This is a genomic window from Saccharothrix mutabilis subsp. mutabilis (assembly GCF_039521145.1).
Lineage (GTDB): Bacteria > Actinomycetota > Actinomycetes > Mycobacteriales > Pseudonocardiaceae > Actinosynnema > Actinosynnema mutabilis.
Map to the genome: position 1 here is coordinate 53,853 of NZ_BAAABU010000030.1, position 21,695 is coordinate 75,547.

The 21,695-nt window shown below is 71.8% G+C and carries 17 protein-coding genes; 11 read left to right on the forward strand and 6 right to left on the reverse strand.

Features of this window, described 5'->3' with window-relative positions; all coding sequences use genetic code 11:
* Window positions 1-347 precede the first annotated feature (347 nt).
* The 4 genes from ABD126_RS35655 to ABD126_RS35670 all read left to right on the forward strand — a co-directional run bounded on the left by ABD126_RS35655 (window position 348) and on the right by ABD126_RS35670 (window position 5,073).
* Complete coding sequence (locus tag ABD126_RS35655) at window positions 348-1,733, forward strand: sigma 54-interacting transcriptional regulator (RefSeq protein WP_343939488.1); 1,386 nt, start codon at window positions 348-350, stop codon at window positions 1,731-1,733.
* Window positions 1,730-3,664 (forward strand): vWA domain-containing protein, encoded by a 1,935-nt coding sequence (locus tag ABD126_RS35660; RefSeq protein WP_343939490.1) that lies wholly within the window; start codon window positions 1,730-1,732, stop codon window positions 3,662-3,664. The genes ABD126_RS35655 and ABD126_RS35660 overlap by 4 nt, the downstream gene beginning before the upstream one ends.
* 60 nt (window positions 3,665-3,724) lie before the next feature.
* Complete coding sequence (locus ABD126_RS35665) at window positions 3,725-4,291, forward strand: hypothetical protein (protein WP_343939492.1); 567 nt, start codon at window positions 3,725-3,727, stop codon at window positions 4,289-4,291.
* A gap of 122 nt (window positions 4,292-4,413) precedes the next feature.
* Complete coding sequence (locus ABD126_RS35670) at window positions 4,414-5,073, forward strand: lytic polysaccharide monooxygenase auxiliary activity family 9 protein (protein ID WP_343939494.1); 660 nt, start codon at window positions 4,414-4,416, stop codon at window positions 5,071-5,073.
* A 34-nt stretch (window positions 5,074-5,107) separates the two neighbouring features.
* Here the strand turns inward: ABD126_RS35670 and ABD126_RS35675 are convergent, their stop codons facing one another.
* Window positions 5,108-6,583 carry a flavin-containing monooxygenase gene (locus ABD126_RS35675; protein WP_343939496.1) on the reverse strand — a complete coding sequence of 492 codons (1,476 nt, stop codon included), beginning with the start codon at window positions 6,581-6,583 and terminating at the stop codon, window positions 5,108-5,110.
* A gap of 51 nt (window positions 6,584-6,634) precedes the next feature.
* Here ABD126_RS35675 and ABD126_RS35680 point away from each other — a divergent pair, with 51 nt between their 5' ends.
* Window positions 6,635-7,234 carry a TetR/AcrR family transcriptional regulator gene (locus tag ABD126_RS35680; protein WP_343939498.1) on the forward strand — a complete coding sequence of 200 codons (600 nt, stop codon included), beginning with the start codon at window positions 6,635-6,637 and terminating at the stop codon, window positions 7,232-7,234.
* 3 nt (window positions 7,235-7,237) lie between these two features.
* On the opposite strand, the gene ctaD is transcribed toward ABD126_RS35680, so the two are convergent.
* Both ctaD and ABD126_RS35690 read right to left on the reverse strand, forming a co-directional pair.
* Entirely contained in the window at window positions 7,238-9,019 is a 1,782-nt protein-coding gene (ctaD, locus tag ABD126_RS35685; protein ID WP_343939500.1) for an aa3-type cytochrome oxidase subunit I, read from the reverse strand.
* 74 nt (window positions 9,020-9,093) lie between these two features.
* Complete coding sequence (locus tag ABD126_RS35690) at window positions 9,094-9,906, reverse strand: slipin family protein (protein WP_343939502.1); 813 nt, start codon at window positions 9,904-9,906, stop codon at window positions 9,094-9,096.
* A gap of 99 nt (window positions 9,907-10,005) precedes the next feature.
* Here ABD126_RS35690 and mshC point away from each other — a divergent pair, with 99 nt between their 5' ends.
* Entirely contained in the window at window positions 10,006-11,244 is a 1,239-nt protein-coding gene (mshC, locus tag ABD126_RS35695; RefSeq protein ID WP_343939504.1) for a cysteine--1-D-myo-inosityl 2-amino-2-deoxy-alpha-D-glucopyranoside ligase, read from the forward strand.
* Window positions 11,245-11,775: 531 nt separating this feature from the next.
* Here mshC and ABD126_RS35700 read toward each other — a convergent pair.
* Window positions 11,776-13,524, reverse strand: a complete 1,749-nt coding sequence (locus ABD126_RS35700) for a S8 family peptidase (RefSeq protein ID WP_343939506.1) — start codon at window positions 13,522-13,524, stop codon at window positions 11,776-11,778.
* Window positions 13,525-13,804: 280 nt separating this feature from the next.
* Window positions 13,805-14,290: a GbsR/MarR family transcriptional regulator gene (locus ABD126_RS35705; RefSeq protein WP_343939508.1), complete on the reverse strand. Its 486-nt coding sequence runs from the start codon at window positions 14,288-14,290 to the stop codon at window positions 13,805-13,807.
* 92 nt (window positions 14,291-14,382) lie between these two features.
* Here ABD126_RS35705 and ABD126_RS35710 point away from each other — a divergent pair, with 92 nt between their 5' ends.
* The 5 genes from ABD126_RS35710 (at window position 14,383) to ABD126_RS35730 (ending at window position 20,481) form a co-directional block, all read left to right on the forward strand.
* Window positions 14,383-15,282, forward strand: coding sequence for an ABC transporter ATP-binding protein (locus ABD126_RS35710; RefSeq protein ID WP_343939510.1), 900 nt, complete (start codon window positions 14,383-14,385; stop codon window positions 15,280-15,282).
* Window positions 15,279-16,871 carry an ABC transporter permease gene (locus ABD126_RS35715; protein ID WP_343939512.1) on the forward strand — a complete coding sequence of 531 codons (1,593 nt, stop codon included), beginning with the start codon at window positions 15,279-15,281 and terminating at the stop codon, window positions 16,869-16,871. Before ABD126_RS35710 ends, ABD126_RS35715 begins: the two co-directional genes overlap by 4 nt.
* A 43-nt stretch (window positions 16,872-16,914) precedes the next feature.
* On the forward strand, window positions 16,915-17,472 hold the full coding sequence (locus tag ABD126_RS35720; protein WP_343939514.1) for a helix-turn-helix domain-containing protein: 558 nt from the start codon (window positions 16,915-16,917) through the stop codon (window positions 17,470-17,472).
* Window positions 17,469-18,707, forward strand: coding sequence for an MFS transporter (locus tag ABD126_RS35725; protein ID WP_343939516.1), 1,239 nt, complete (start codon window positions 17,469-17,471; stop codon window positions 18,705-18,707). Before ABD126_RS35720 ends, ABD126_RS35725 begins: the two co-directional genes overlap by 4 nt.
* Window positions 18,708-18,789: 82 nt before the next feature.
* Window positions 18,790-20,481 (forward strand): MSCRAMM family protein, encoded by a 1,692-nt coding sequence (locus ABD126_RS35730; RefSeq protein WP_343939518.1) that lies wholly within the window; start codon window positions 18,790-18,792, stop codon window positions 20,479-20,481.
* Here ABD126_RS35730 and ABD126_RS35735 read toward each other — a convergent pair.
* Window positions 20,474-21,592, reverse strand: a complete 1,119-nt coding sequence (locus ABD126_RS35735) for an MFS transporter (protein ID WP_343939520.1) — start codon at window positions 21,590-21,592, stop codon at window positions 20,474-20,476. The genes ABD126_RS35730 and ABD126_RS35735 overlap by 8 nt on opposite strands.
* Window positions 21,593-21,695 lie beyond the last annotated feature (103 nt).

Here is a 21,695-nt window from a genome sequence, read left to right on the forward strand (position 1 = left end):
TCTCCCGTGGGCGGTGTCCCGGCACGGACACCGCCCACGGGCGTGCGCGGGCCGTGTGGGTGTCGGCGAGGCGGTGCGCAGGGCCGCAGCGTCCGGTGCGAGAAGCCGCGAGTGCGCAGGTCGGAAGGGGTGGTGGGCGCGGGTCGGTTGGTGCACGGGTGGGCAGTTCACAGGACGCACGAGCAAGGGCGGCAGCTGTCGCCGCCACGCGGCTTGGCCGCGAGCGATTGCGTCGCCGACACCCCGGGGCTGCGTGACCTCGGAAGTTCGGCTGTGGGCGAACAAAGAGTCGTTCTGGAGGAACTCCACGTCGACACGGTCGTGTGGACTTGCGTAGCGTCGAACGGGTGACGATCGGACTCCCCAAGACCGCGGGTGAGCTGAGGACCGCCGGGTACCTGCCGCGCAGCGTCAAGGTCGAGCTGCGGGACAACCTGGTGGCCGCCCTGCGGGAGAAGCGGAACCCCTGGCCCGGCATCGTCGGGTTCGAGCGGACCGTGTTGCCGCAGCTCGAACGGGCCATCCTCGCGGGGCACGACGTGGTGTTGCTCGGTGAGCGCGGCCAGGGCAAGACGCGGCTGCTGCGCACCCTGGTGACCCTGCTCGACGAGTGGACCCCGGTGATCGAGGGCGCCGAGCTGCACGAGCACCCGCTGGACCCCATCACCCCCGAGTCCAAGCGGCGCGCTCAAGAGCTGGGGGACGACCTCCCCGTCGCCTGGAAGCACCGCGACGAGCGGTTCGCCGAGAAGCTCGCCACGCCCGACACCAGCGTCGGCGACCTGGTCGGCGACGTCGACCCGGTCAAGGTCGCCCAGGGCCGCAGCCTCGGCGACCCCGAGACGATCCACTACGGCCTGCTCCCGCGCAGCCACCGCGGCATCATCGCGGTCAACGAGCTGCCCGACCTCGCCGAGCGCATCCAGGTCTCGCTGCTCAACGTGATGGAGGAGCGCGACATCCAGATCCGCGGCTACACGCTGCGCCTCCCGCTGGACGTCCTGCTCGTCGCCACCGCAAACCCCGAGGACTACACCAACCGCGGCCGGATCATCACCCCGCTCAAGGACCGCTTCGGCGCGGAGATCCGCACGCACTACCCGCTGGAGGTCGCCGCCGAGGTGGACCTGGTGCGCCAGGAGGCCGACCTGGTCGCGGAGGTCGGGGACCACCTGCTGGAGGTCATCGCCCGGTTCGTCCGCCACCTGCGCGAGTCCTCCGCGATCGACCAGCGCTCCGGCGTCTCGGCGCGGTTCGCGGTGGCGGCGGCCGAGACGGTCGCGGCGAGCGCCCTGCGGCGCAGCGCGTTGATCGGCGAGTCGCCGGCCATCGCGCGGCCGGTGGACCTGGAGTCGGTCCCGGCCGTGCTGCGCGGCAAGCTGGAGTTCGAGGCCGGTGAGGAGGGGCGCGAGCAGGAGGTGCTGACCCACCTGCTGCGGCGCTCGATCGCCGACACCGCGCGCTCGGCGTTCGCCGGGCTGAACCTGCGCCCGCTGGCCGAGCTGGTCTCCGACGGCCACCCGGTGGCCACCGGCGAACGCGTCCACGCGGGCGACCTGCTGGCCGCGCTGCCCGAGCTGCCGCTGCTGCACGAGGTCGCCAAGCGCGTCGGCGCCGGCCCGAAGGACCCGGTGGGCCGCATCGCCTCCGCCGTCGAGCTGGCGCTGGAGTCGCTCTACCTGACCCGGCAGCTGTCCAAGGACGACGACGACGACCGATCGGTGTACGGATGACCGGTTACCGCTACGGCCGGTACGTCGACGGCCCGGACCCGCTGGCCCCGCCCACCGACCTGCGGGCGGCGATGGACGAGCTGGGCCGCGAGGTCATGGAGGGCGCGTCGCCGGAGTCGGCGCTGCGCGAGCTGCTGCGCCGGGGCCTGCCCGGTCGGCGCGGGCTGGACGACCTGACCTCCCGGCTGTGGCAGCGCCGCGCGGCCATCCAGCGCCGGCACCGCCTCGACGGCACGCTCCAGGAGATCCGGCGGCTGCTGGAACGGGCGCTGGAGGCCGAACGGGCCGCGCTGTTCCCCGACCCGGACGACGAGGCGCGGTTCCGCGAGGCGCAGCTGGACGCGCTGCCGCAGGGCACGGCGGCGGCCGTCCGCGAGCTGGCCGAGTACGACTGGCGGTCCCCACGGGCCCGCGAGGCCTACGAGCAGATCCGGAACATGCTCGGCAAGGAGCTGCTCGACCAGCGGTTCCAGGGCATGAAGCAGGCGATGGAGAACGTCTCGCCGCAGGACGTCGAGCGCATCAAGGCCATGCTCGACGACCTCAACGGGCTCCTCGCCGCGCACGCCCGGGGCCAGGACACGCCCGAGCAGTTCCAGGACTTCATGCGCGAGCACGGCGAGTTCTTCCCGGAGAACCCGCGCGACGTCGAGGAGCTGATCGACGCGCTGGCGGCCCGGTCGGCGGCGGCCCAGCGCATGATGAACTCGATGACCGAGCAGCAACGCCAAGAGCTGAGCGCGTTGTCGCAACAGGCTTTCGGCAACTCGGGCATCGGACAGCAGCTGTCCACCCTGGACTCCCTCCTGCAAGGCCTGCGGCCCGGCGAGGACTGGACCGGCTCCGCCCGCTTCCGCGGCAACCAGCCGCTGGGCCTGGGCGAGGGCGCGCAGGCCATGGCCGACCTCGCCGAGCTGGACGCGCTGGCCGAGCAGCTCGCCCAGTCCTACCCCGGCGCGCGGCTGGAGGACATCGACCTGGAGGCCCTGGTCCGCCAGTTGGGCGACGAGGCCGGGGTGGACGCGCGGCGGCTGGCCGAGCTGGAGCGCGAGCTGCGGCGGCAGAACCTCCTCGAACGCGCCCCGGACGGGACGCTGCGGCTGACCCCGAAAGCGTTGCGGCGCTTGGGGGAGACCGCGTTGCGCGGCGTGATCGACAGCGTGCGCGCGCAGGGTCGGCGGGACAACACCCGGGCCGGCGCGGCGGGTGAGCTGATCGGCAGCACCCGGCCGTGGCGGTTCGGCGACACCGAGCCGTGGAACGTCCCCCGGACGGTCACCAACGCGGTGCTGCGCGGCGGGACCGGCGAGATCGGCCTGGACGTGGTGGACGTCGAGGTCAGCGAGACCGAGCAGCGGTCGCGGGCGGCGGTCGCACTGTGCGTGGACACGTCGTGGTCGATGGTGCAGGACGGCCGGTGGGTGCCGATGAAGCGCACCGCGCTGGCCCTGCACCACCTGGTCCGCACCCGGTTCCGCACGGACGCGTTGCAGCTCATCACGTTCGGCCGGCACGCCGAGGCCGTCGACATCGGGCAGCTCACCGCGTTGGAGGGCGTCTGGGAACAGGGCACCAACCTGCACCACGCGCTGCTGCTGGCGTCCCGGCACGTCCGCCGCCACCCCGACGCGCAGCCCGTGGTGCTGGTGGTGACCGACGGCGAGCCGACCGCGCACCTGGAGGCCGACGGCGAGGCCGAGTTCTCCTACCCGCCGCGGCCGGAAACCCTGGCCAAGACGGTCGCCGAGGTGGACGGCCTGGCCCGGCTCGGCGCGGCGATCACGGTGTTCCGGCTGGGCGACGACCCGCGGCTGGCCCGGTTCGTGGACATGGTCGCCCGGCGCAGCGGCGGCCGGGTGGTCGCGCCCGACGAGGACGGCCTGGGCGCGGCCGTGGTCAGCGACTACCTCAGGTCGCGCCGCCGGCGGTGATGCAACCCCCGGTGCTGTCGCCTCCGTCCTGGGAGCGACAGCACAACGGGAGGTCGTGACGTGATTCGGGTCGTACCCGCGGTCCTGCTGGCGGTGGCGCTGGGCGGGTGCGCCGGCGCGCAACCGGGCACCCCGCCACCGGCGTCGCGGTCCACGACGTCCGCCGCGCCGGACATGCGGGACAACGACCCCGCGTTGCAGGCCGCCGCGCAGGCGTTGGAGCCGCTGTTGCGGTCGAAGTTCCGGGGCACCTTCTCCGGGCTGGCGGTGGACAGCGCCGAGGGGGCCATCGTGGTCCACCGGGTGCCCGACAAGGCGTTGGACGAGGCCGCCCGCGCCGCCGCGCCGGACGTGCGGCTGAAGTTCGTCGACGCCGTGTACCCGCTGTCGCAGATGGAAGACGTGGTGGAGCGGCTCAACGCCGACGCCGACCAGTGGAAGGCCCAGGGCGTGCAGCTCACGACGTGGGGACCGGCGCCCGACGGGTCGGGCGTGAACGTCACGACCGTCGCGGGCGAGGTGGACCGGGCCAAGCTGGTCGAGCGGTACGGCGACATCATCCGCGTGACGCGGGCCGACTTCCCCGTCCCGGTGCCGAAGTCGATCCCGGCCACGCCGACGCGGTGACCAGTCCGGACGATCACGGAAAGTTTCGTTGAAGTTTCGGTGGGTAACGGATAGGCTGAGCCTTGCTCTGGGAGCGCTCCCAGGATCCGCCGTCGAATCCCTCGGAGAACGGAGGCCCTTCCATGCGCATGCGCAGTTCCTCCAGGTCCGTCCGCCCGCGGAACGTCATCGCACTGGTCGTCGGCATGCTCGCCTGCTTGGTCGTCTGGGCCCCGACGGCCTCGGCGCACGGCACGATCGTCGGTCCGCCGACCCGTGCCTACCAGTGCTGGCAGACGTGGGGCAGCCAACACACCAACCCGGCCATGCAGCAGCAGGACCCCATGTGCTGGCAAGCCTTCCAGGCCAACGCCGACACCATGTGGAACTGGATGAGCGCGCTGCGGGACGGTCTGCGCGGCAACTTCCAGGGTTCCACGCCAGACGGGCAGCTGTGCAGCAACGCGCTGTCCCGCAACAACGCCCTGAACACGCCCGGGGCGTGGAAGACGACCAACGTCGGCAGCAACTTCACGATGCGGCTGTATGACCAGGCCAGCCACGGCGCGGACTACTTCCGGGTCTACATCAGCAAGAACGGGTTCGACCCGACCACCCAGCGTCTCGGTTGGGGCAACCTGGACTTCGTCCTCCAGACCGGCCGGTACGCCCCCGCCAAGGACATCTCGTTCAACGTCCAGACCAACGGCAGCTACCGGGGACGCCACGTGGTGTTCACGATCTGGCAGGCCTCGCACCTGGACCAGACCTACATGTGGTGCAGTGACGTGAACTTCGGCTAGCGGTGCGGCCCGGCGTCGATCCCGGCGCCGGGCCTCATCCGCGGGTCGCGGGCTCCCGTGCCGGGGTCGCCGACGCGGTGAGGTAGTCGGCGGGGGAGAAGTCCTTGATGCGCTTGGTCATCCGCACCGTGGACCACGGCCACAGCGTGCTGTTGCGGCCGTTCTTGTCGATGTAGTAGCTCATGCAGCCGCCCGCGTTGTAGACGGTGGTCCGCAGGGCCTCCTGGACCTCGGTGTTGAACACCTCCTGCACCGGCCGCCGCACCTCGACGCTGTGCCACCCGTTGCGGCGCATGGTCTTCAGCGCGTCGAGCAGGTAGCCGAGCTGGGTTTCGACGATCGTGAACGCCGACGAGTGGCCGGTGCCGAGGTTGGGGCCGAGCAGCAGGAACAGGTTCGGGAAGCCGTGCACGGCGGTGCCCAGGTAGGCCTGCGGGCTGCCCTGCCACACCTCGTCCAGGCTGCGGCCGTCCGCGCCGAAGACGTGCTTGGCCACCGGCGGGTCGCTGAAGTGGAAGCCGGTGCCGAAGATGATCGCGTCCACCTCGCGCCGGCTGCCGTCCCGCGCGATGACCTCGTTGCCCTCGACGCGGGCGATGGCCTGGGGGAGGACTTCGACGTTCGGCCTGGTCAGCGCGGGGTAGTAGGTGTTGGACATGAGCAGGCGCTTGCAGCCCAGGACGAAGTCCGGGGTCAGCGCCGCACGGAGTTCCGGGTCCTTGACCGACCGGTGCAGGTTCCACAGACCGGCCTTCTGGATGACCTGCATGACCTTCGGGTGGCGGAACGCGAAGCTGAACGCCTCCAAGCCGCCGTAGAACGCGTTGCGGTACCACCGTTGGGTGATCGGGATGTGCCGGAAGAGCGCTCGTTCGATCCACGGCATGCGGTGGTCCACTTTGGGCAGCACCCACGGCGCGGTGCGCTGGAACAGGTGAAGTGCCGCCACTTTCGGCTGGATCTTGGGCACGAACTGGATCGCGCTGGCTCCTGTGCCGACGACCGCGACCCGTTTGCCGGTCAGGTCGTAGTCGTGGTTCCACCGGGAGGAGTGGAAGGCCTCGCCGGGGAAGTCCGCCAGACCGGGCAGGTCGGGCAGGAGCGGTTCGTGCCACGGTCCCGTGCCGGAGACCAGGACGCGGGCCGTGTAGTGGCCCTTCGAGGTGGTGACCTGCCAGTGCTCGCCGTCCCAGCGCGCCTCGGTGACCGTGGTGTCGAACCGGATCAGCGGCGTGAGCCCGAACGCCTGCGAGGTCCGTTCCAGGTAGGCCCGGATCTCGGGTTGCTCGGCGAACACCCGGCCCCAGTCGGGGTTGGGCGCGAACGAGTACGAGTACAGCGACGACGGGATGTCGCACGCGCAGCCCGGGTAGGTGTTGTCCCGCCAGGTCCCGCCGACCGAGCCGCCCTTCTCCAGGACGAGCAGGTCGAACCCGGCCTCCTTGAGCTTGACGGCCGCCCCGATGCCCGAGACCCCCGCACCCACCACCAGAACGTCCACCGTCGTCATGGATACCGACGGTATTTCGATACCGGTGGTCTGTCAACGTAGGCTGAACGGGTGCCCAGACTGACCCGCGCCGAAAGCCAGGCCCGGACCCGCGACCTGCTCACCGACACCGCCCAGCGCCTGTTCCTGCGCGACGGCTACCACGCCACGTCGCTGGACAAGGTGGCCGAGGCGGCGGGCTTCTCCAAGGGCGCGGTGTACTCCAACTTCCGCAACAAGGACGAGCTGTGCCTGGTCGTGCTCGACCGGCTCTACGCGGAGCGGATCGCCGAGATCGGCAAGGCGTTCTCGGGCGGGACGCTGGAGGAGCGGTTCCGGGCGTTCGAGGAGTACGCGGAGGGCATGCTCGGCGACGCGCCGCGGACCCAGTTCGAGGTCGAGTTCGCGTTGCAGGCGCGGCAGAACCGGGAGCTGCAAGCCGACCTGGGACGACGGGACGTGCTGGTGGTGACGGCTCTGGAGCGGCTGGTGCAGTCCCAGGTGGACGAGTTCGGGCTCCGGCCGTTGCTCCCGGCCCGGGAGCTGGCGCGGACGCTGCTCAGCCTGGGCATCGGGCTGGGGGTGCAGCGGTTCGTGGTGCAGGACGTCCTGCCGGTGCGGGTCCTGACCGACACCGTGCGGGTTCTGCTGGGGATCGGGCGCGAGGCCTGAGACCTACTCCTGGTCCTCCTTGTCCGTGGTCCGGACTTCGCGGTTCGTCGGCGCCAGCGCCACCTCGGTGGCCGCGTCGGGCTTGACCCGGTGCTTGCCGGGCTTGGTGATGGAGAAGTGGGCCTCGTCCCGCATCCGCTCCACCATGTGCGGGTAGTGCAGCTCGAACGCCGGCCGCTCGGACCGGATGCGGGGCAGCTCGGTGAAGTTGTGCCGGGGCGGCGGGGACGACGTGGCCCACTCCAGCGAGTTGCCGAAGCCCCACGGGTCGTCGCGGTCGGCCGGGTCGCCGAACCGGTAACTGCGGAACACGTTCCACACGAACGGCAGCACCGACGCGCCCAGCACGAACGCGCCGATCGTGGAGATGGTGTTCATCGTGGTGAAGCCGTCCTGCGGCAGGTAGTCGGCGTAGCGGCGGGGGAAGCCCAGGTTGCCCAGCCAGTGCTGGATCAGGAACGTCAGGTGGAAGCCGATGAACGTGGTCCAGAAGTGCAGCTTGCCCAACGGCTCGTTGAGCATCCGGCCGGTCATCTTCGGGAACCAGAAGTAGATGCCCGCGTAGGTCGCGAACACGATGGTGCCGAACAGCACGTAGTGGAAGTGGGCGACCACGAAGTAGGTGTCGGTGACGTGGAAGTCCAGCGGCGGCGACGCCAGCAGGATGCCGGTCAGGCCGCCGAGCAGGAACGTCACCATGAAGCCGATGCTGAACAGCATCGGCGTCTCGAACGACAGCTGCCCCCGCCACATGGTGCCGATCCAGTTGAAGAACTTGATTCCGGTCGGCACGGCGATCAGGAACGTCATCAGCGAGAAGAACGGCAGCAGGATCGCTCCCGTGGCGAACATGTGGTGCGCCCACACGGCCACCGACAGCGCGGCGATGGCGAACGTGGCGAACACCAGGCCCTTGTAGCCGAACAACGGCTTGCGGCTGAACACCGGGAAGATCTCCGACACGATCCCGAAGAACGGCAACGCCACGATGTAGACCTCGGGGTGGCCGAAGAACCAGAACAGGTGCTGCCACAGGATCACGCCGCCGTTGGCCGGGTCGAACACGTGCGCGCCCAGGTGGCGGTCGGCGGCCAGGCCCATCAGGGCGGCGGTGAGGATCGGGAACACCAGCAGGATCAGGACGCTGGTGACGAAGATGTTCCAGGTGAAGATCGGCATCCGGAACATCGTCATGCCGGGCGCGCGCAGGCAGCACACGGTGGTCACCATGTTCACGCCGCCGAGGATGGTGCCCAGGCCGCCCACGGCCAGGCCCATGATCCACAGGTCCGCGCCGACGCCGGGGGAGTGGATCGCCGAGCTCAGCGGCGTGTAGGCGGTCCAGCCGAAGTCCGCCGCGCCGCCGGGGGTCATGAAGCTGGCCACGACCATCGTGCCGCCGAACAGGAACAGCCAGTACGAGAAGGCGTTGAGGCGGGGGAACGCGACGTCCGGCGCGCCGATCTGCAACGGCAGGATGTAGTTGGCGAAGCCGAACAGGATCGGCGTCGCGTAGAGCAGCAGCATGATCGTGCCGTGCATGGTGAACAGCTGGTTGTACTGCTCGTTGGACAGGAACTGCAGGCCCGGCCGGGCCAGCTCGCCCCGGATCAGCAGCGCCATCAGGCCGCCGATCATGAAGAAAACGAACGACGTGACCAGGTAGAGCAGCCCGATCTGCTTCGGGTCGGTGGTCTTGAACAGCGCGAGCAGCGCCGCGCCCTTGGGCCGGCGCCGGGCGGCACCCGGATGGGTGATGACGGGTTCCGGCTTGAGCGCGGTCATGACCGCCTCCCTCGTCCGACGGTGTCCCGGGAGCCACGCTCATGGTCCACCCGCCGGGGCGCGTCGGCAATCGCTCAGCCGGGGAGCTGCTCCGGAGCCTCACCCGGTTGAGCCGGCTTGACCTGCTGCGTCAGGTGCGCCGACGCCCGTTCGAGGAACCTGAGCAGCTCGACCGGGAAGGGCAGGACCAGGGTCGAGTTCTTCTCCGCCGCCACCTCCACGATGGTCTGGAGCAGCCGGAGCTGGAGCGCGGCGGGCGTGTCCGCCATCCGGGCCGCCGCCTCCGACAGCTTCAGCGACGCCTGCAGCTCGCCGTCGGCGGTGATGATGCGCGCCCGCCGCTCGCGCTCGGCCTCCGCCTGCCGCGACATCGACCGCTTCATGCTCTCGGGCAGGGCGACGTCCTTGATCTCCACCCGGTCGATGTCGATGCCCCACGACAAGGCAGGGTTGTCGATCATCAGCTCCAGGCCCTGGTTGAGCCGCTCCCGGTTGGAGAGCAGGTCGTCCAGCTCGCTCTTGCCGATGATCGAGCGCAGGGAGGTCTGCGCGACCTGGAGCATGGCGAACCGGTAGTCCTCGACGTTGACGACGGCCCGCACCGGGTCGACCACCTTGAAGTAGACGACCGCGTCGACCCGCACGGTGACGTTGTCGCGGGTGATGCCGTCCTGCGCGGGGATCGGCATGGTGACGATCTGGAGGTTCACCTTCTTGAGCCGGTCCACGCCCGGCACGATCATGGTCAACCCCGGCCCGCGCAGCTGCTGCCGCACCCGGCCGAACCGGAACACCAGGCCTTGCTCGAACTGCTTGACCACCCGGGCCGAGGACGCCAGGCCCAGCGCGGCCAGTCCGAGGACGCCGATGACGATGTCGAGGATCATCGCGATCATCTCCCACGACCAGGTCCCAGGCCTGAAGGGTACGCCCGCTGGTCCCGCCAGGCGGACGTCCGCTTGAGCGGTCGGGTTAGGGTCGATTCCATGCAGACCTGGTCATCGATCCCAGTCCCGCGCCTCGCGGGGGAGCCGCGCCCGCTGCGGCTGCACGACACGGCCACCGGCGAGGTCCGACCCACCGCCCCCGGTGACACCGCCAGGCTGTACGTGTGCGGCATCACGCCCTACGACGCGACCCACCTGGGCCACGCCGCGACCTACCTGACGTTCGACCTGGTGCACCGGGTGTGGCTGGACAACGGCCACGACGTGCACTACGTGCAGAACGTCACCGACATCGACGACCCGCTGCTGGAGCGGGCCGAGCGCGACCAGGACGACTGGGTGGTCCTGGCCATGCGCGAGACGGCGCTGTTCCGCGAGGACATGGTGGCGCTGCGCGTCCTGCCGCCGCGGCAGTACATCGGCGCGGTCGAGGCGATCCCCGAGGTGGTGGAGGCGGTGGCGAAGCTGCTCGCCGACGGCGCCGCCTACCGGGTGGACGACCCGGAGTACCCGGACGTGTACTTCGACCACACGGCGACCGGGCGGTTCGGCTACGAGTCGAACTACGACCAGGAGACGATGGCGAAGTACTTCGCCGAACGCGGCGGCGACCCGGACCGCCCGGGCAAGCGGCACCCGCTGGACGCCCTGCTGTGGCGGATGGCCCGGCCGGGCGAGCCGTCGTGGCCGTCGGAGCTGGGTGACGGGCGTCCGGGCTGGCACATCGAGTGCAGCGCGATCGCGTTGAACCGCCTGGGCGCCGGCTTCGACGTGCAGGGCGGCGGCTCGGACCTGATCTTCCCGCACCACGAGTTCAGCTCCGCGCACGCCGAGGCGCTGACCGGCGAGCACCCGTTCGCGCGGCACTACGTGCACGCGGGGATGATCGGGTTGGACGGCGAGAAGATGTCCAAGTCCCGGGGCAACCTGGTGTTCGTGTCGAAGCTGCGGGCGCAGAAGGTGGACCCGAACGCGATCCGCCTGGCACTGCTGGCCGGCCACTACCGCAGCGACCGGCCGTGGAGCGACGAGCTGCTGGCCGGCGCTGTCGAGCGCCTGGCCACGTGGCGTCGGGCGGCGGCGCTCGCGTCGGGCCCGTCGGCGGCGGACACGGTGTCCCGCCTGCGCGACCACCTGGGCAACGACCTGGACACGCCGGCGGCCCTGGCGGCTTTGGACGCGTGGGCGGGGGCCGCTTTGTCGTCGGGCGGTTCGGACGCGTCGGCCCCCGGCTTGTTCCGCGACGCCGTGGACGCCCTGCTGGGCGTGGAGCTGTAGGTCTGGCTGGGGGTTTCTCCCGCGTGGTCGGGTGGTGGCGCGGCCGGTGCCACCCCGACCCGCGGCCCGCCCGGCCCGCGCGCCCGACCTGCGTCCCGGTCCCGCCCGGCCCGAGCGCCCGACCCGCGTCCCGCCCGGCCCGCGCGCCCGACCCGCGTCCCGGTCCCGCCCGGCCCGCGCGCCCGGCCCGCGTCCCGGTCCCGCCCGGCCCGCGCGCCCGGCCCGCGTCCCGGTCCCGCCCGGCCCGCGCGCCCGGCCCGCGTCTCACCCGGCCCGCGCGCCCGACCCGCGTCTCCCCCCGGCCCGCCACCGCGACCCGGCGGTCCCGGGAGCGCACTGCTGGCCCGTCCCGCCGCGCTCCCTGTTCACGGGACGCGCGAGGGGCGCGAAAAGGGCCCGGGACGACGAAACACGATCGGGTGAGCCTGGGCGAGGCGGCGTCCGGTGATCATTCTACACCCACCGCGACCTGCGGAAAGGGTCGCCCGCGCGAGGAGCGGACGGCCCTTTCCGCAGCAATCCCCGATCAGGTCACGCGTCGAGGGTCCAGCTGTCGATGCGGCCCGTGTCGATGGCCGCCTGGTCGCGGACGCGCAGCTTCCACGTGCCGGCGGCCGTCTCCGAAGAGGCGTCCACCGTGTACGTGCGGTTGATGTTGTCGGCGCTGCCGCCCGAGCGGTTGTGCAGGTTGTAGACCGTGCCGTCCGGCGCCACCAGGTCGACGATCAGGTCGCCGATGTAGGTGTGCACGATCGCCACCGTCACCTGCGTGGTCGCCGAGGCGTTGCCCGCGCAGGTCAGCGCGATCGGGCTGTTGACGTCGGAGAAGTCGCCGACCGCCACGTCGGTCCCGTTGGTCACCGGGTCGCAGCCGGTGCCGGGCTCGCGGATGGTCCACGTGAACGACGCGCTACCGGTGCGCGACGCCGAGTCCGTCACCGTCACGGTCACGTTGTAGGTGCCGGCGGTGGTCGGGGTGCCCGACACCGTGCCGTTCGACGCGCCGGTCAGGCCCGCGGGCAGGCCGGTGAAGGAGAACGTGTACGGCGCGGTGCCGCCGGACGCCGTCACGGTCAGGTTCACCGCGGTGCCGACGGTGCCGGTCTGGTTGCCCGGGTTGTTCACCGACGGGCCGCTGGGGGTGCCGGCGCCGACGAACAGCAGCTTGTTGGCCGAGCCGGTGCCGGGGCTGGTGATCTTGTCCGACGTGGCCGCGTTCACCAGCGCGGTCTGGACGGCCGCCGGGGTGGCCGACGGGTTGTCCGCCAGGTACAGCGCCGCCGCGCCCGCCACGTGCGGCGAGGCCATCGACGTGCCGGAGATGGTGTTGGTCGCCGAGTCGCTGGTGTGCCACGCCGACGTGATGTTGTTGCCCGGCGCGAAGATGTCGGTGCAGGTGCCGAAGTTGGAGAACGACGCCCGCGCGTCGGTGTTGGTGGACGCGTTGGTGCTGATCGCCTCGGCCACGCGCGCCGGCGAGTAGTTGCACGCGTTGGCGTTGGAGTTGCCCGACGCGACCGCGTAGGTGATGCCGGAGGCGATGGAGTTGCGCACCGCGTTGTCCAGCGTGGTGTCCACGCCGCCGCCCAGCGACATGTTCGCCACGGCCGGCTTCACGGCGTTCTGGGTCACCCAGTTGACGCCGTTGACGACGCCCGCGGTGGTGCCCGAACCCTGGCAGTTCAGCACCTTCACCGCGATGAGCTTGACCTCCTTGGCCACGCCGTACGCGGTGCCGCCGACGGTGCCCGCCACGTGCGTGCCGTGGCCGTTGCAGTCGGTGTTGTTGCTGTCGACGGTGTTGGTGCCCCACGTGGCGCGCCCGCCGAAGTCGGCGTGCGAGGTCCGGATGCCGGTGTCGATGATGTAGGCGCGGACGTTGCTCGCGGTGTTCGGGTAGGTGTAGCTGTTGTCCAGCGGCAGGTTGCGCTGGTCGATGCGGTCCAGGCCCCACGACGGCGGGTTGGTCTGCGTGCCCGTCGCCTGCACCGGCAGGTCGGCCTGCACGTACTGCACGCGCGGGTCGGCGGCGAGCCGGCGCGCCTGGGTGGCGGACAGGCCGGTCGCGTGGAAGCCGTTGAGGGCGTGCTGCCAGGCCACCTGGACCTTGCCGCCGTACTTGCCGACCAGGGCGCCTGCGGTGTCGGCGGACTCGGCGCGCGGCGAGGCGCTGTCGCGCAGGACCACCACGTAGGAGCCGGCGATGGCGTCGGCCCGGTCGGCGGCCAGCACGTCGGCTTCGGCCGCGGCCACGCCGGCGGTGCTGAACGCGAGGGCCATGGCCGATATGCCGGCCAGGCCGAGGACGGCCGTCTTTCTGGTTGTGCGGGCGTCTCCCATGACAGGGTTCTCCCTAAGGGCAGGGTCGCCCCTCCGTGCCGGCGGGTGTGCCGGACGGCGGAGCGGTGCAGGGTTGGGGACGTTCGCGCGAACGGTGTCAAGCCGACCTGGTCACATGCATGGTCGGGACAAAACCCGGTGGCGAACAGCGCCGCCTGGCCTAATTGCCCCTGCTCGCAATCGGTGTCCCGTGGAAAACCCCAGGTACACAGGTTGACCGTCAGGTGTTAAAGCGCTCGTCGCGGTAGGCGCGCCACCGTTCGAGCATGCCGGGCAGCTCGCGGTGGAAGAACTGGAAGAACGCCAGGGTCTCTTCGATGCGCCGACCGGCCGCGGTGTCGCCGAGCACCTCGATGCCCTCCTTGAGCGGACCCTCCCACCGGGCCAGCTGCTGGTCGCGGCGGAAGATCGCCTCGTACCAGACGTCGTCGTAGACCCGGTAGACGTCGCGGCGGGTGCCGGTCTCGCGCTCGCGGCTGACCAACCCGACCTGGGTCAGGTAGCGCACGGCCCCGGAGACGGCGGCGGGGGAGACGCGCAGGAGTTCCGCGAGTTCGGCGGCGGTGAGCGTGCCGTCGTCGGCGGCGAGCAGGGCGACGAAGACCCGCGAGGGCATCCGGGGCATGCCGGACTCCGCGAACGCCGCCGCGAAGCGCTCGATGAACCGCAGCACCGCCTGCTCGTCCCGCTCACTCACCTGGGTCACCGCCGCATCTTGCTACACCGTCCACGAACGGGTGGCAGTTTATACGCTTCCTTAACTTCACGACTTTGTGAATTGACTGTACTTTACCCGCCATGACACCAGCGATATCCGTGTCGGGCCTGGTCAAGGCCTTCGGACCGACACGCGCACTGGACGGCTTGGACCTGACCGTCCGCGAGGGGGAGGTGCACGGCTTCCTCGGCCCCAACGGGGCGGGCAAGTCGACCACCATCCGGGTCCTGCTGGGCCTGCTGCGCGCCGACGCCGGCGCCGCCACCCTGCTCGGCGGCGACCCGTGGCGCGACGCGGCGGCCCTGCACCGCAGGCTGGCCTACGTGCCCGGCGACGTGAGCCTGTGGCCGAACCTGACCGGCGGCGAGGTCATCGACCTGCTGGGCCGGCTGCGCGGCGGCCTGAACGAGCAGCGCCGCAAGGCCCTGCTCGACCGGTTCGAGCTGGACCCGCGCAAGAAGGGCCGCACCTACTCCAAGGGCAACCGGCAGAAGGTGGCGCTGGTCGCGGCACTGGCCTCGGACGTCGAGCTGCTCATCCTCGACGAGCCGACCTCCGGCCTGGACCCGCTGATGGAGGCGGTCTTCCAGGAGGCGGTCAACGAGGAGCGCGGCCGGCGGACCGTGCTGCTGTCCAGCCACATCCTCGCCGAGGTCGAGGCGCTGTGCGACCGGGTCAGCATCATCCGCAACGGCCGCACCGTCGAGTCCGGCACCCTGGCCGACCTGCGGCACCTGACCCGCACCAGCGTGTCCGCCGAACTGGCCGGCGCGCCCAACGGCCTGGCGGCCCTGCCCGGCGTGCACGACCTGGTGGTGGAGGGGCAGCGGGTCCGGTTCGAGGTGGACACCGACCACCTCGACGGCGCGCTCAGGGCACTGGTCTCCTCCGGCGTCCGGGCGCTGACCAGCCAGCCGCCGACGCTGGAGGAGCTGTTCCTGCGCCACTACGAGGACGAGTCGCCCGAGGTGACGTCATGACCGGCACGTTCGCGCTGGTCCGGCTCGCGTTGCGGCGCGACCGGCTGCTCATCCCGGTGTGGGTGCTGGGCCTGGCCGGGATCACGCTGTCCACCGCCTCCGCCATGGACGAGCTGTACGGCACGCAGGCGCTGCGGCAGCAACTCGGCGTGACAGCCGGTTCGAACCCGGCGTTCCTGGCGATGCTCGGGCCGATCCACGACTACTCGACCATCGGCGGCATCCTCGCGTGGCGGTGGGGCGTGTTCGGTGGCCTGCTCACCGGTCTGATGGCGATGTTCCTGGTCACCCGGCACACCCGCGCCGAGGAGGAGACCGGTCGGCTGGAGCTGATCGGGTCCACGGTCACCGGGCGGCACGCGCCGCTGGCCGCCGCCGTGGCGGTGTCGGCGTTGGCGAGCCTGCTCATCGGGCTGTTCATCGCCCTGGGCCTGGTCGGGCTGGGTGAGGACGCCGCGGGCTCGTTCGCGCTGGGCTTGGCGTTCACCGGGGTGGGCTGGGTGTTCACCGGGGTCGGCGCGGTCGCCGCGCAGCTCACCGAGAGCGCCCGCACCGCCAACGCCATCGCGGGCGGCGTGCTCGGCGCGTCCTACCTGCTGCGCGCGGTGGGCGACGCGGCCGGCGACCAGGGGCCGCAGTGGCTGACCTGGCTGTCACCGCTGGGGTGGCTGGAGCTGGTGAAGCCCTTCGCCGACGACCGGTGGTGGGTGTTGGGGCTGTCGCTGCTGCTCACCGTGGTGCTGGTGGGTGTCGCGGCGGTGCTGGTCGCGCGGCGCGACCTGACCGCCGGTCTGCTGCCGACGCGGCTCGGACCGGCTCGCGCGCCGGCGTCGCTGGGCAGCGCGTTCGGCCTGGCGTGGCGGTTGCAGCGCGGGATGCTGCTGGGCTGGACGGTGAGCCTGTTCGTGCTGGGCGCGGTCTACGGGGCGGTGGCGCGGGCGGTCGAGGACATGCTCAACGCCAACCCGGCGTTGGGGAAGGTGATGTCCCAGCTCGGCGGGTCTGGCGCGATCGTGGACGTCTACCTGGCGTCGATCCTGGGCATCATCGGGCTGTTCAGCGCGATCTACGTGGTGCAGGCGACGCTGCGGCTGCGCGCCGAGGAGGCCGAGTTCCGCGCCGAACCCGTGCTGGCCACGTCCGTGCGGCGGGTGTCGTGGGTGGGCAGCCACCTGGTGTTCGCCACGCTCGGGGTCGTCGTGGTGCTGGCCGCCGCCGGTCTGGGCGCGGGGCTCGTGCACGGCGCGCGGGTCGGTGACGTGGGCGGGCAGGTGACGCGGCTGGTGGGGTCGGCGCTGGCGCACGTGCCGGCCGTGTGGGTGGTCGCGGGGATCTCGCTGCTGCTGTTCGGGCTGGCGCCGAAGCTGGCCTCGGTGAGCTGGGCGTTCCTCGTGGTGTTCCTGGTGCTGGGGCAGCTCGGGCCGTTGCTGGACCTCGACCGGTGGGCGATGGACCTCTCTCCGTTCACCCACGTGCCGAAGGTGCCCGGCGCGGACCTTACGGCGACGCCCCTGGTGTGGCTGACCGTCGTGGCGGTGGCCTTGATGGTCGTGGGGATCGGCTCGTTCCGCCGCCGCGACATCGGCTGAAAGAACTCTTTCGAAAGAACTCTTTCAGGTATACCGTCGGGGCATGGACCTGCCCCAGCCCCGACGGGTCACCGACGTCGACGCCCTGAAGGCACTGGCCCACCCGCTGCGGGTGTCGCTGGTGCAGCACCTGCTCGCGGTCGGACCGCGCACGGCCAGCGAGTGCGCGGCCGAGGTCGGCTCGACCGCCTCCAACTGCAGCTGGCACCTGCGGCAGCTCGCGAAGTTCGGCTTCGTCGAACGGGTCGAGGCCGCAGGCGGCCGGGACCGGCCCTGGCGGGCCACCGACGTCGGCCTGGACGTGGGCGCGTTCGACGACGACCCGGCCGTGCGGACCCAGCAGGACGCGCTGGTCGCGTTGCAGCTCAACGAGGACAACCGGCTCGCGCAGCGGTTCCTGGACCGGCAGCACGACCTGCCCGAGGAGTGGCGGCGGGCCGCCGCGATGCACGGCTACTCGGTCAACGTCACCGCCGAGGAGCTGGTGGGTCTGCTCGGCATGATCGACGACATCCTCCGGCCCTACCTGACGCCGCTGCGCGCCGACGCGCCGGAGGGCGCCCGCGCCGCCCACATCGGGCTGCGGGCGTTCCCGCGATGACCGGGCCGCTGGGGGTGCCCGCGTTCCGGCGGCTGCTGCTCGCCGCGTTCGTGTCGGAGATCGGGGACTGGGTCCTGCTGGTCGCCCTGCCGGTGTACGTCTACCAGCGCACCGGGTCGGTCGGGTCGACGGCGACGACCTTCGTCGTGGCGTTGTTGCCGAGCCTGGCGCTCTCGCCGCTGGCCGGGGTGCTGGCCGACCGGTGGGACCGGCGGCGGCTGATGCTGGTGGTGACCCTCGCCCAGGCCGTTGCCCTGCTGCCGCTGCTGACCGGCGACCTGGTGCTGGTCAACGTCGTGATGGCGGTGCAGGCGGCACTGGCCTCGCTGTTCGAACCGGCCCGCAACGCGCTGCTGCCCGAGGTGGTGGGGCGCGAGCAGGTGGCCGCCGCTAACGGGCTGGCGGGCCTGACCGCGAACCTCGCGCGGCTGATCGGCGCGTCGCTCGGCGGTCTGGTGCTGGCCTGGGGCGGGCTGCCGGGCGTGCTGTGGGTGGACGTGGCGTCGTTCGTGCTGGCGGCGGCGTTGCTGACGCGCCGGTTCCCGGTGGAGCGGGGGCCTTCCGCGGCGACCCGGCACCCGTGGCGGGCGTGGCTCGAAGGGTTGCGCGCGATCCGGGGACCGCTGCGCGGGATGGTCGCCGTGATCGGGCTGGTCGCGGTCGGCCAGGGCCTGTTCGTGGTGCTGTTCGTGGTGTTCGTGACCGAACGGCTGGGCGGCGGCGAGGCCGAGGTGGGGCTGCTGCGCGGTGTCCAGGCGGTCGGCGGGCTCGTCGGCGGCGCGGCGGTGGGGTGGCTCGCGCGGCGGCTCTCGGCGTGGTCGCTGCTGGGCTGGTCGCTGGTGGCCTTCGGGGCGGTCGCGGCCACCGCGTGGAACAGCGTGCACCTGACCACGGTGTTCGCGTTCTACCTGGGGGTGTTCGCGCTGTGCGGCGCGCCGGGCGTGGTGGCCGGTGCGGGCACGATGTCGGTCCTGCAACTGCACACCCCGGACACGGTCCGTGGTCGGGTGCTGGCGACCTTCCTCAGCCTCTACGACGCCTTCCAGGCACTGGGCATGGTGTTGGCCGGCGTCCTCGCGGCGCCCCTCGGGCTGACCGCCCTGTTGAACGCCCAAGCGGCGCTCTACCTGGGCGCGGGCCTGCTCGTGCTACTCGGAGTGGGCGTCGTGGGGTCCAACGACCTTGATGGAAACAGCACGTCAGTCGTCCGGGGAAACCGAGCTTACGATCCGTGAGTTCGGCTAGCTCGACCGCCGCCCTGCCACGACTCTCCCGCCGGCCGATCACTCCCAGTGACTAGCGGATGTGGAGAGTGCCATGCGCAGACGTGTCGCGATCGCCGCCGCGGCGGTGTCGGCCTTGTTCATCGGCGTGCTCGGACCGACGGGTCCCGCGCTGGCCGGCCAAGTCGGCGTCGCCGCCGGCTTCGAAGACGACGACGGGAACCTCGCGGTCGACACGACGTTCGACTGGAACGGCTTCGACCCCACCACCTGGACCGGCGCAGCGCCCGCGCGGTCCTCGACCGGGGTGACCACCGGCTGGGCGTTCACCGGCCTGGAGGACGCGCAGGCGACCACCTCCGACAGCGGCTTCGCCGGCGGCACCAAGCAGGACACCACCTGTCCCACCGTGACCGGCCAGAAGGCGGCCAACAAGGACGACCTCAAGCGCGTGTACGTGGCGAGCAAGACCGTCGGCGCCGACGTGTTCCTGACCCTGGCGTGGGTGCGCATCCCGCAGAACACCACCTCGCCGTCCGCGCACGTGGCGTTCGAGTTCAACAAGGGCACGACGGCGTGCGGCGGCTCGTCCGGCTCGCTGGTCCGGCGCACCGCCGGCGACATGCTGATCGTCTACGACTTCGAGGGCGGCGGCGGCAACACCCCGACGCTGCGGCTGTCGCGCTGGGTCACCTCCGGGCCGTGCGAGGTCGGCAGCAACACCGCCCCGTGCTGGGGAACGGCCGTCGCGCTCGCGGCGGGCGTCGCCGAGGCCCGCGTGAACACCGGGGCGAGCGCGCTCGACACGATCGCGCCCACCGACGAGACGTTGGGCCTCAACGAGTTCGGCGAGGCCGGCATCAACCTGACCGCCGCCGGCGTGTTCGCGCCCGGCGTGTGCGAGGGCTTCGGCAAGGCCTACGCGGTGAGCCGCTCCTCCGGCAACTCCTCCACCGCGCAGATGAAGGACCTGGTCGGGCCGGGCAACGTCAACATCCGCAACTGCGGTTCGGCCGCGGTCACCAAGACCGGCTCCGACGGCGGCAGCCAGGCCGGCGCGGTGTTCACGCTGTACTCCGGCGCGAACACCTCCGGCCCCGTCGTCGGCACCTGCACCGTCGACGGCAACGGCGCCTGCTCGCCGACGTTCGTCGACCTGCCCGTGGGCACGTACACGATCGACGAGACCACCGTGCCCGCCGGGTACGACAAGGACCCGACGCTGCCCCACACGTTCACCATCGCGGCCGGTGAGGCCAAGGCGCTGCCGTTCGTGGACGTCGCCCGGCCCGCGAACGTGAACGTCACCAAGACCGACGACGCCGGCGCGTCCGTGCCGGGCGCGCAGTTCACCCTGTACCCGGGCACCGGCACCGGCGGCACCGCCGTGGGCACCTGCACGACCGACCTGTCCGGCGTGTGCCAGCCGCCGTTCACCGGCTTGACGGCCGGCACGTACACGATCGACGAGACCTTCACCCCGGCCGGCTACCTGAAGGACCCGGACCTGCCCGAGACGTTCAGCGTGGGCCGGGGCGAGACGAAGAACCTCGCCTACACCAACGCCCGCACGTTCAAGGTGATCGTCCTGGTGTGCCGGGAGAGCGACGGCACGCTGTACCCGAGCCCGGTCACCATCGACGGCCAGGCCGCGGGGAGCACGCTGTCCGGGGCGCAGGCGTCGGCGGCCGGGTTGTCCGAGGCGGCCCTGTGCGGCATCGGCACCGGTCAGCGCGGTGGCCTGACCACCGGCAACCACAACGCCAACCCCATCGGCATCAACTGAGTGGTCTTGGTCGCCCCACCGCCAGCAGCGGCGGGGCGAGCGCGGCGACCAGGGCGGCCGGGACGAGGAACGCCGTCGTCGGGTCCAGGTGGTACAGCGGCACGAACGCCAGCGGCGAGGCCGCGCCACCGAGGAACCGGAACGACTGGAGCACCGACACCGCGCCGCCCCGGTTCCCGCCCCGCAGGACGAGCGCGTTCAGCCCGACGATCACCTGTTGGCTGAACGCGCCCGCCAACGCCCACAGCAGTCCGACCGCCACCAGGCTCGGCAGCACACCCACCAACGCCACCAGCGCCGCGCCGGCGAGCGCGCCGAGCAGCACGCACCGCCGCGCGCCGACGTGGTCGACCAACCACCCGGTGAGCCGGGCGTTGACGATCGCGACCACGCCGAACCCGGTCAGCACCAGCCCGCGCGCCCCGGAGCCCAGCCCGAAGTCGTCCCCGAGCCGGAGCGCGACCAGGAACGACAGCCCACCCAGGCACCCCCACCCGACGAACCCGACCGCGGCGAGCCGCAACACCTCCGGCCGCCACGCCTCGCGCAGCCGGGGCTTCTCCTGGCGCGGCGGGTCGGCCGGCAACCCGGCGACCGCCAACGCCCCCGCCACCACGGCGGCCCCGACGAACGCCCACCGCCAGGAGGCTTCGGCCGCCAGCCCGCCGACGAGCGGCGCGGAGGTCTGCCCGGCGGCCTGCATGGAGGCGAAGACGCCCAGCGCGCGACCGAGGCGTTGCCCGGGCGTGATGGCGGCGATCGTGGCGAGCAGGAGCGGCGTGGTGAACGCGTTCGCCGCCCCTTGCACCGCTCGCGCGGTGAGGAGCAGCGGGAACGTCCACGAGATCGCGCAGAGGACCGAGGCGGCGGTGTAGACGACGTAGGCGGCGCGGACCGTGCGGCGGGGGCCCCAGCGTTCGCCGAGGGTGCCGGAGACCAGCATGAAGGCGGCGAAGGGGAGCAGGTAGCCGGTGAGGGTGGCGGCGGCGGTGCCGGCGGAGACGCTGAAGTCGGCGCCGATCTCGGGGAGCACGGAGGAGGTCATCGCGCCGCCGAACGGCCCGAGGAACCCGCCGGCGTAGAGACCGCCGACCGCCAGCCGCCTGTTCACACCCACCCCCGAGGTCACCGGCCCGGGGTGCCCCGAACGTCCTCATCAGACACTTGAGCGGGGCGCGTCGGGCCCGCCGGCGCCGGGGTCGAGTCGAGCGTGT

Excerpts from the sequence above, each read along its gene's own strand:
- ABD126_RS35715 (WP_343939512.1), top strand. The coding sequence starts at position 15,279 with ATGACCGGCACGTTCGCGCTGGTCCGGCTCGCGTTGCGGCGCGACCGG.
- ABD126_RS35660 (WP_343939490.1), top strand. The coding sequence starts at position 1,730 with ATGACCGGTTACCGCTACGGCCGGTACGTCGACGGCCCGGACCCGCTG.
- ABD126_RS35700 (WP_343939506.1), bottom strand. The coding sequence starts at position 13,524 with ATGGCCCTCGCGTTCAGCACCGCCGGCGTGGCCGCGGCCGAAGCCGAC.
- ABD126_RS35710 (WP_343939510.1), top strand. The coding sequence starts at position 14,383 with ATGACACCAGCGATATCCGTGTCGGGCCTGGTCAAGGCCTTCGGACCG.
- ABD126_RS35725 (WP_343939516.1), top strand. The coding sequence starts at position 17,469 with ATGACCGGGCCGCTGGGGGTGCCCGCGTTCCGGCGGCTGCTGCTCGCC.
- ABD126_RS35730 (WP_343939518.1), top strand. The coding sequence starts at position 18,790 with ATGCGCAGACGTGTCGCGATCGCCGCCGCGGCGGTGTCGGCCTTGTTC.
- ctaD (WP_343939500.1), bottom strand. The coding sequence starts at position 9,019 with ATGACCGCGCTCAAGCCGGAACCCGTCATCACCCATCCGGGTGCCGCC.
- ABD126_RS35690 (WP_343939502.1), bottom strand. The coding sequence starts at position 9,906 with ATGATCCTCGACATCGTCATCGGCGTCCTCGGACTGGCCGCGCTGGGC.
- mshC (WP_343939504.1), top strand. The coding sequence starts at position 10,006 with ATGCAGACCTGGTCATCGATCCCAGTCCCGCGCCTCGCGGGGGAGCCG.
- ABD126_RS35720 (WP_343939514.1), top strand. The coding sequence starts at position 16,915 with ATGGACCTGCCCCAGCCCCGACGGGTCACCGACGTCGACGCCCTGAAG.
- ABD126_RS35670 (WP_343939494.1), top strand. The coding sequence starts at position 4,414 with ATGCGCATGCGCAGTTCCTCCAGGTCCGTCCGCCCGCGGAACGTCATC.
- ABD126_RS35675 (WP_343939496.1), bottom strand. The coding sequence starts at position 6,583 with ATGACGACGGTGGACGTTCTGGTGGTGGGTGCGGGGGTCTCGGGCATC.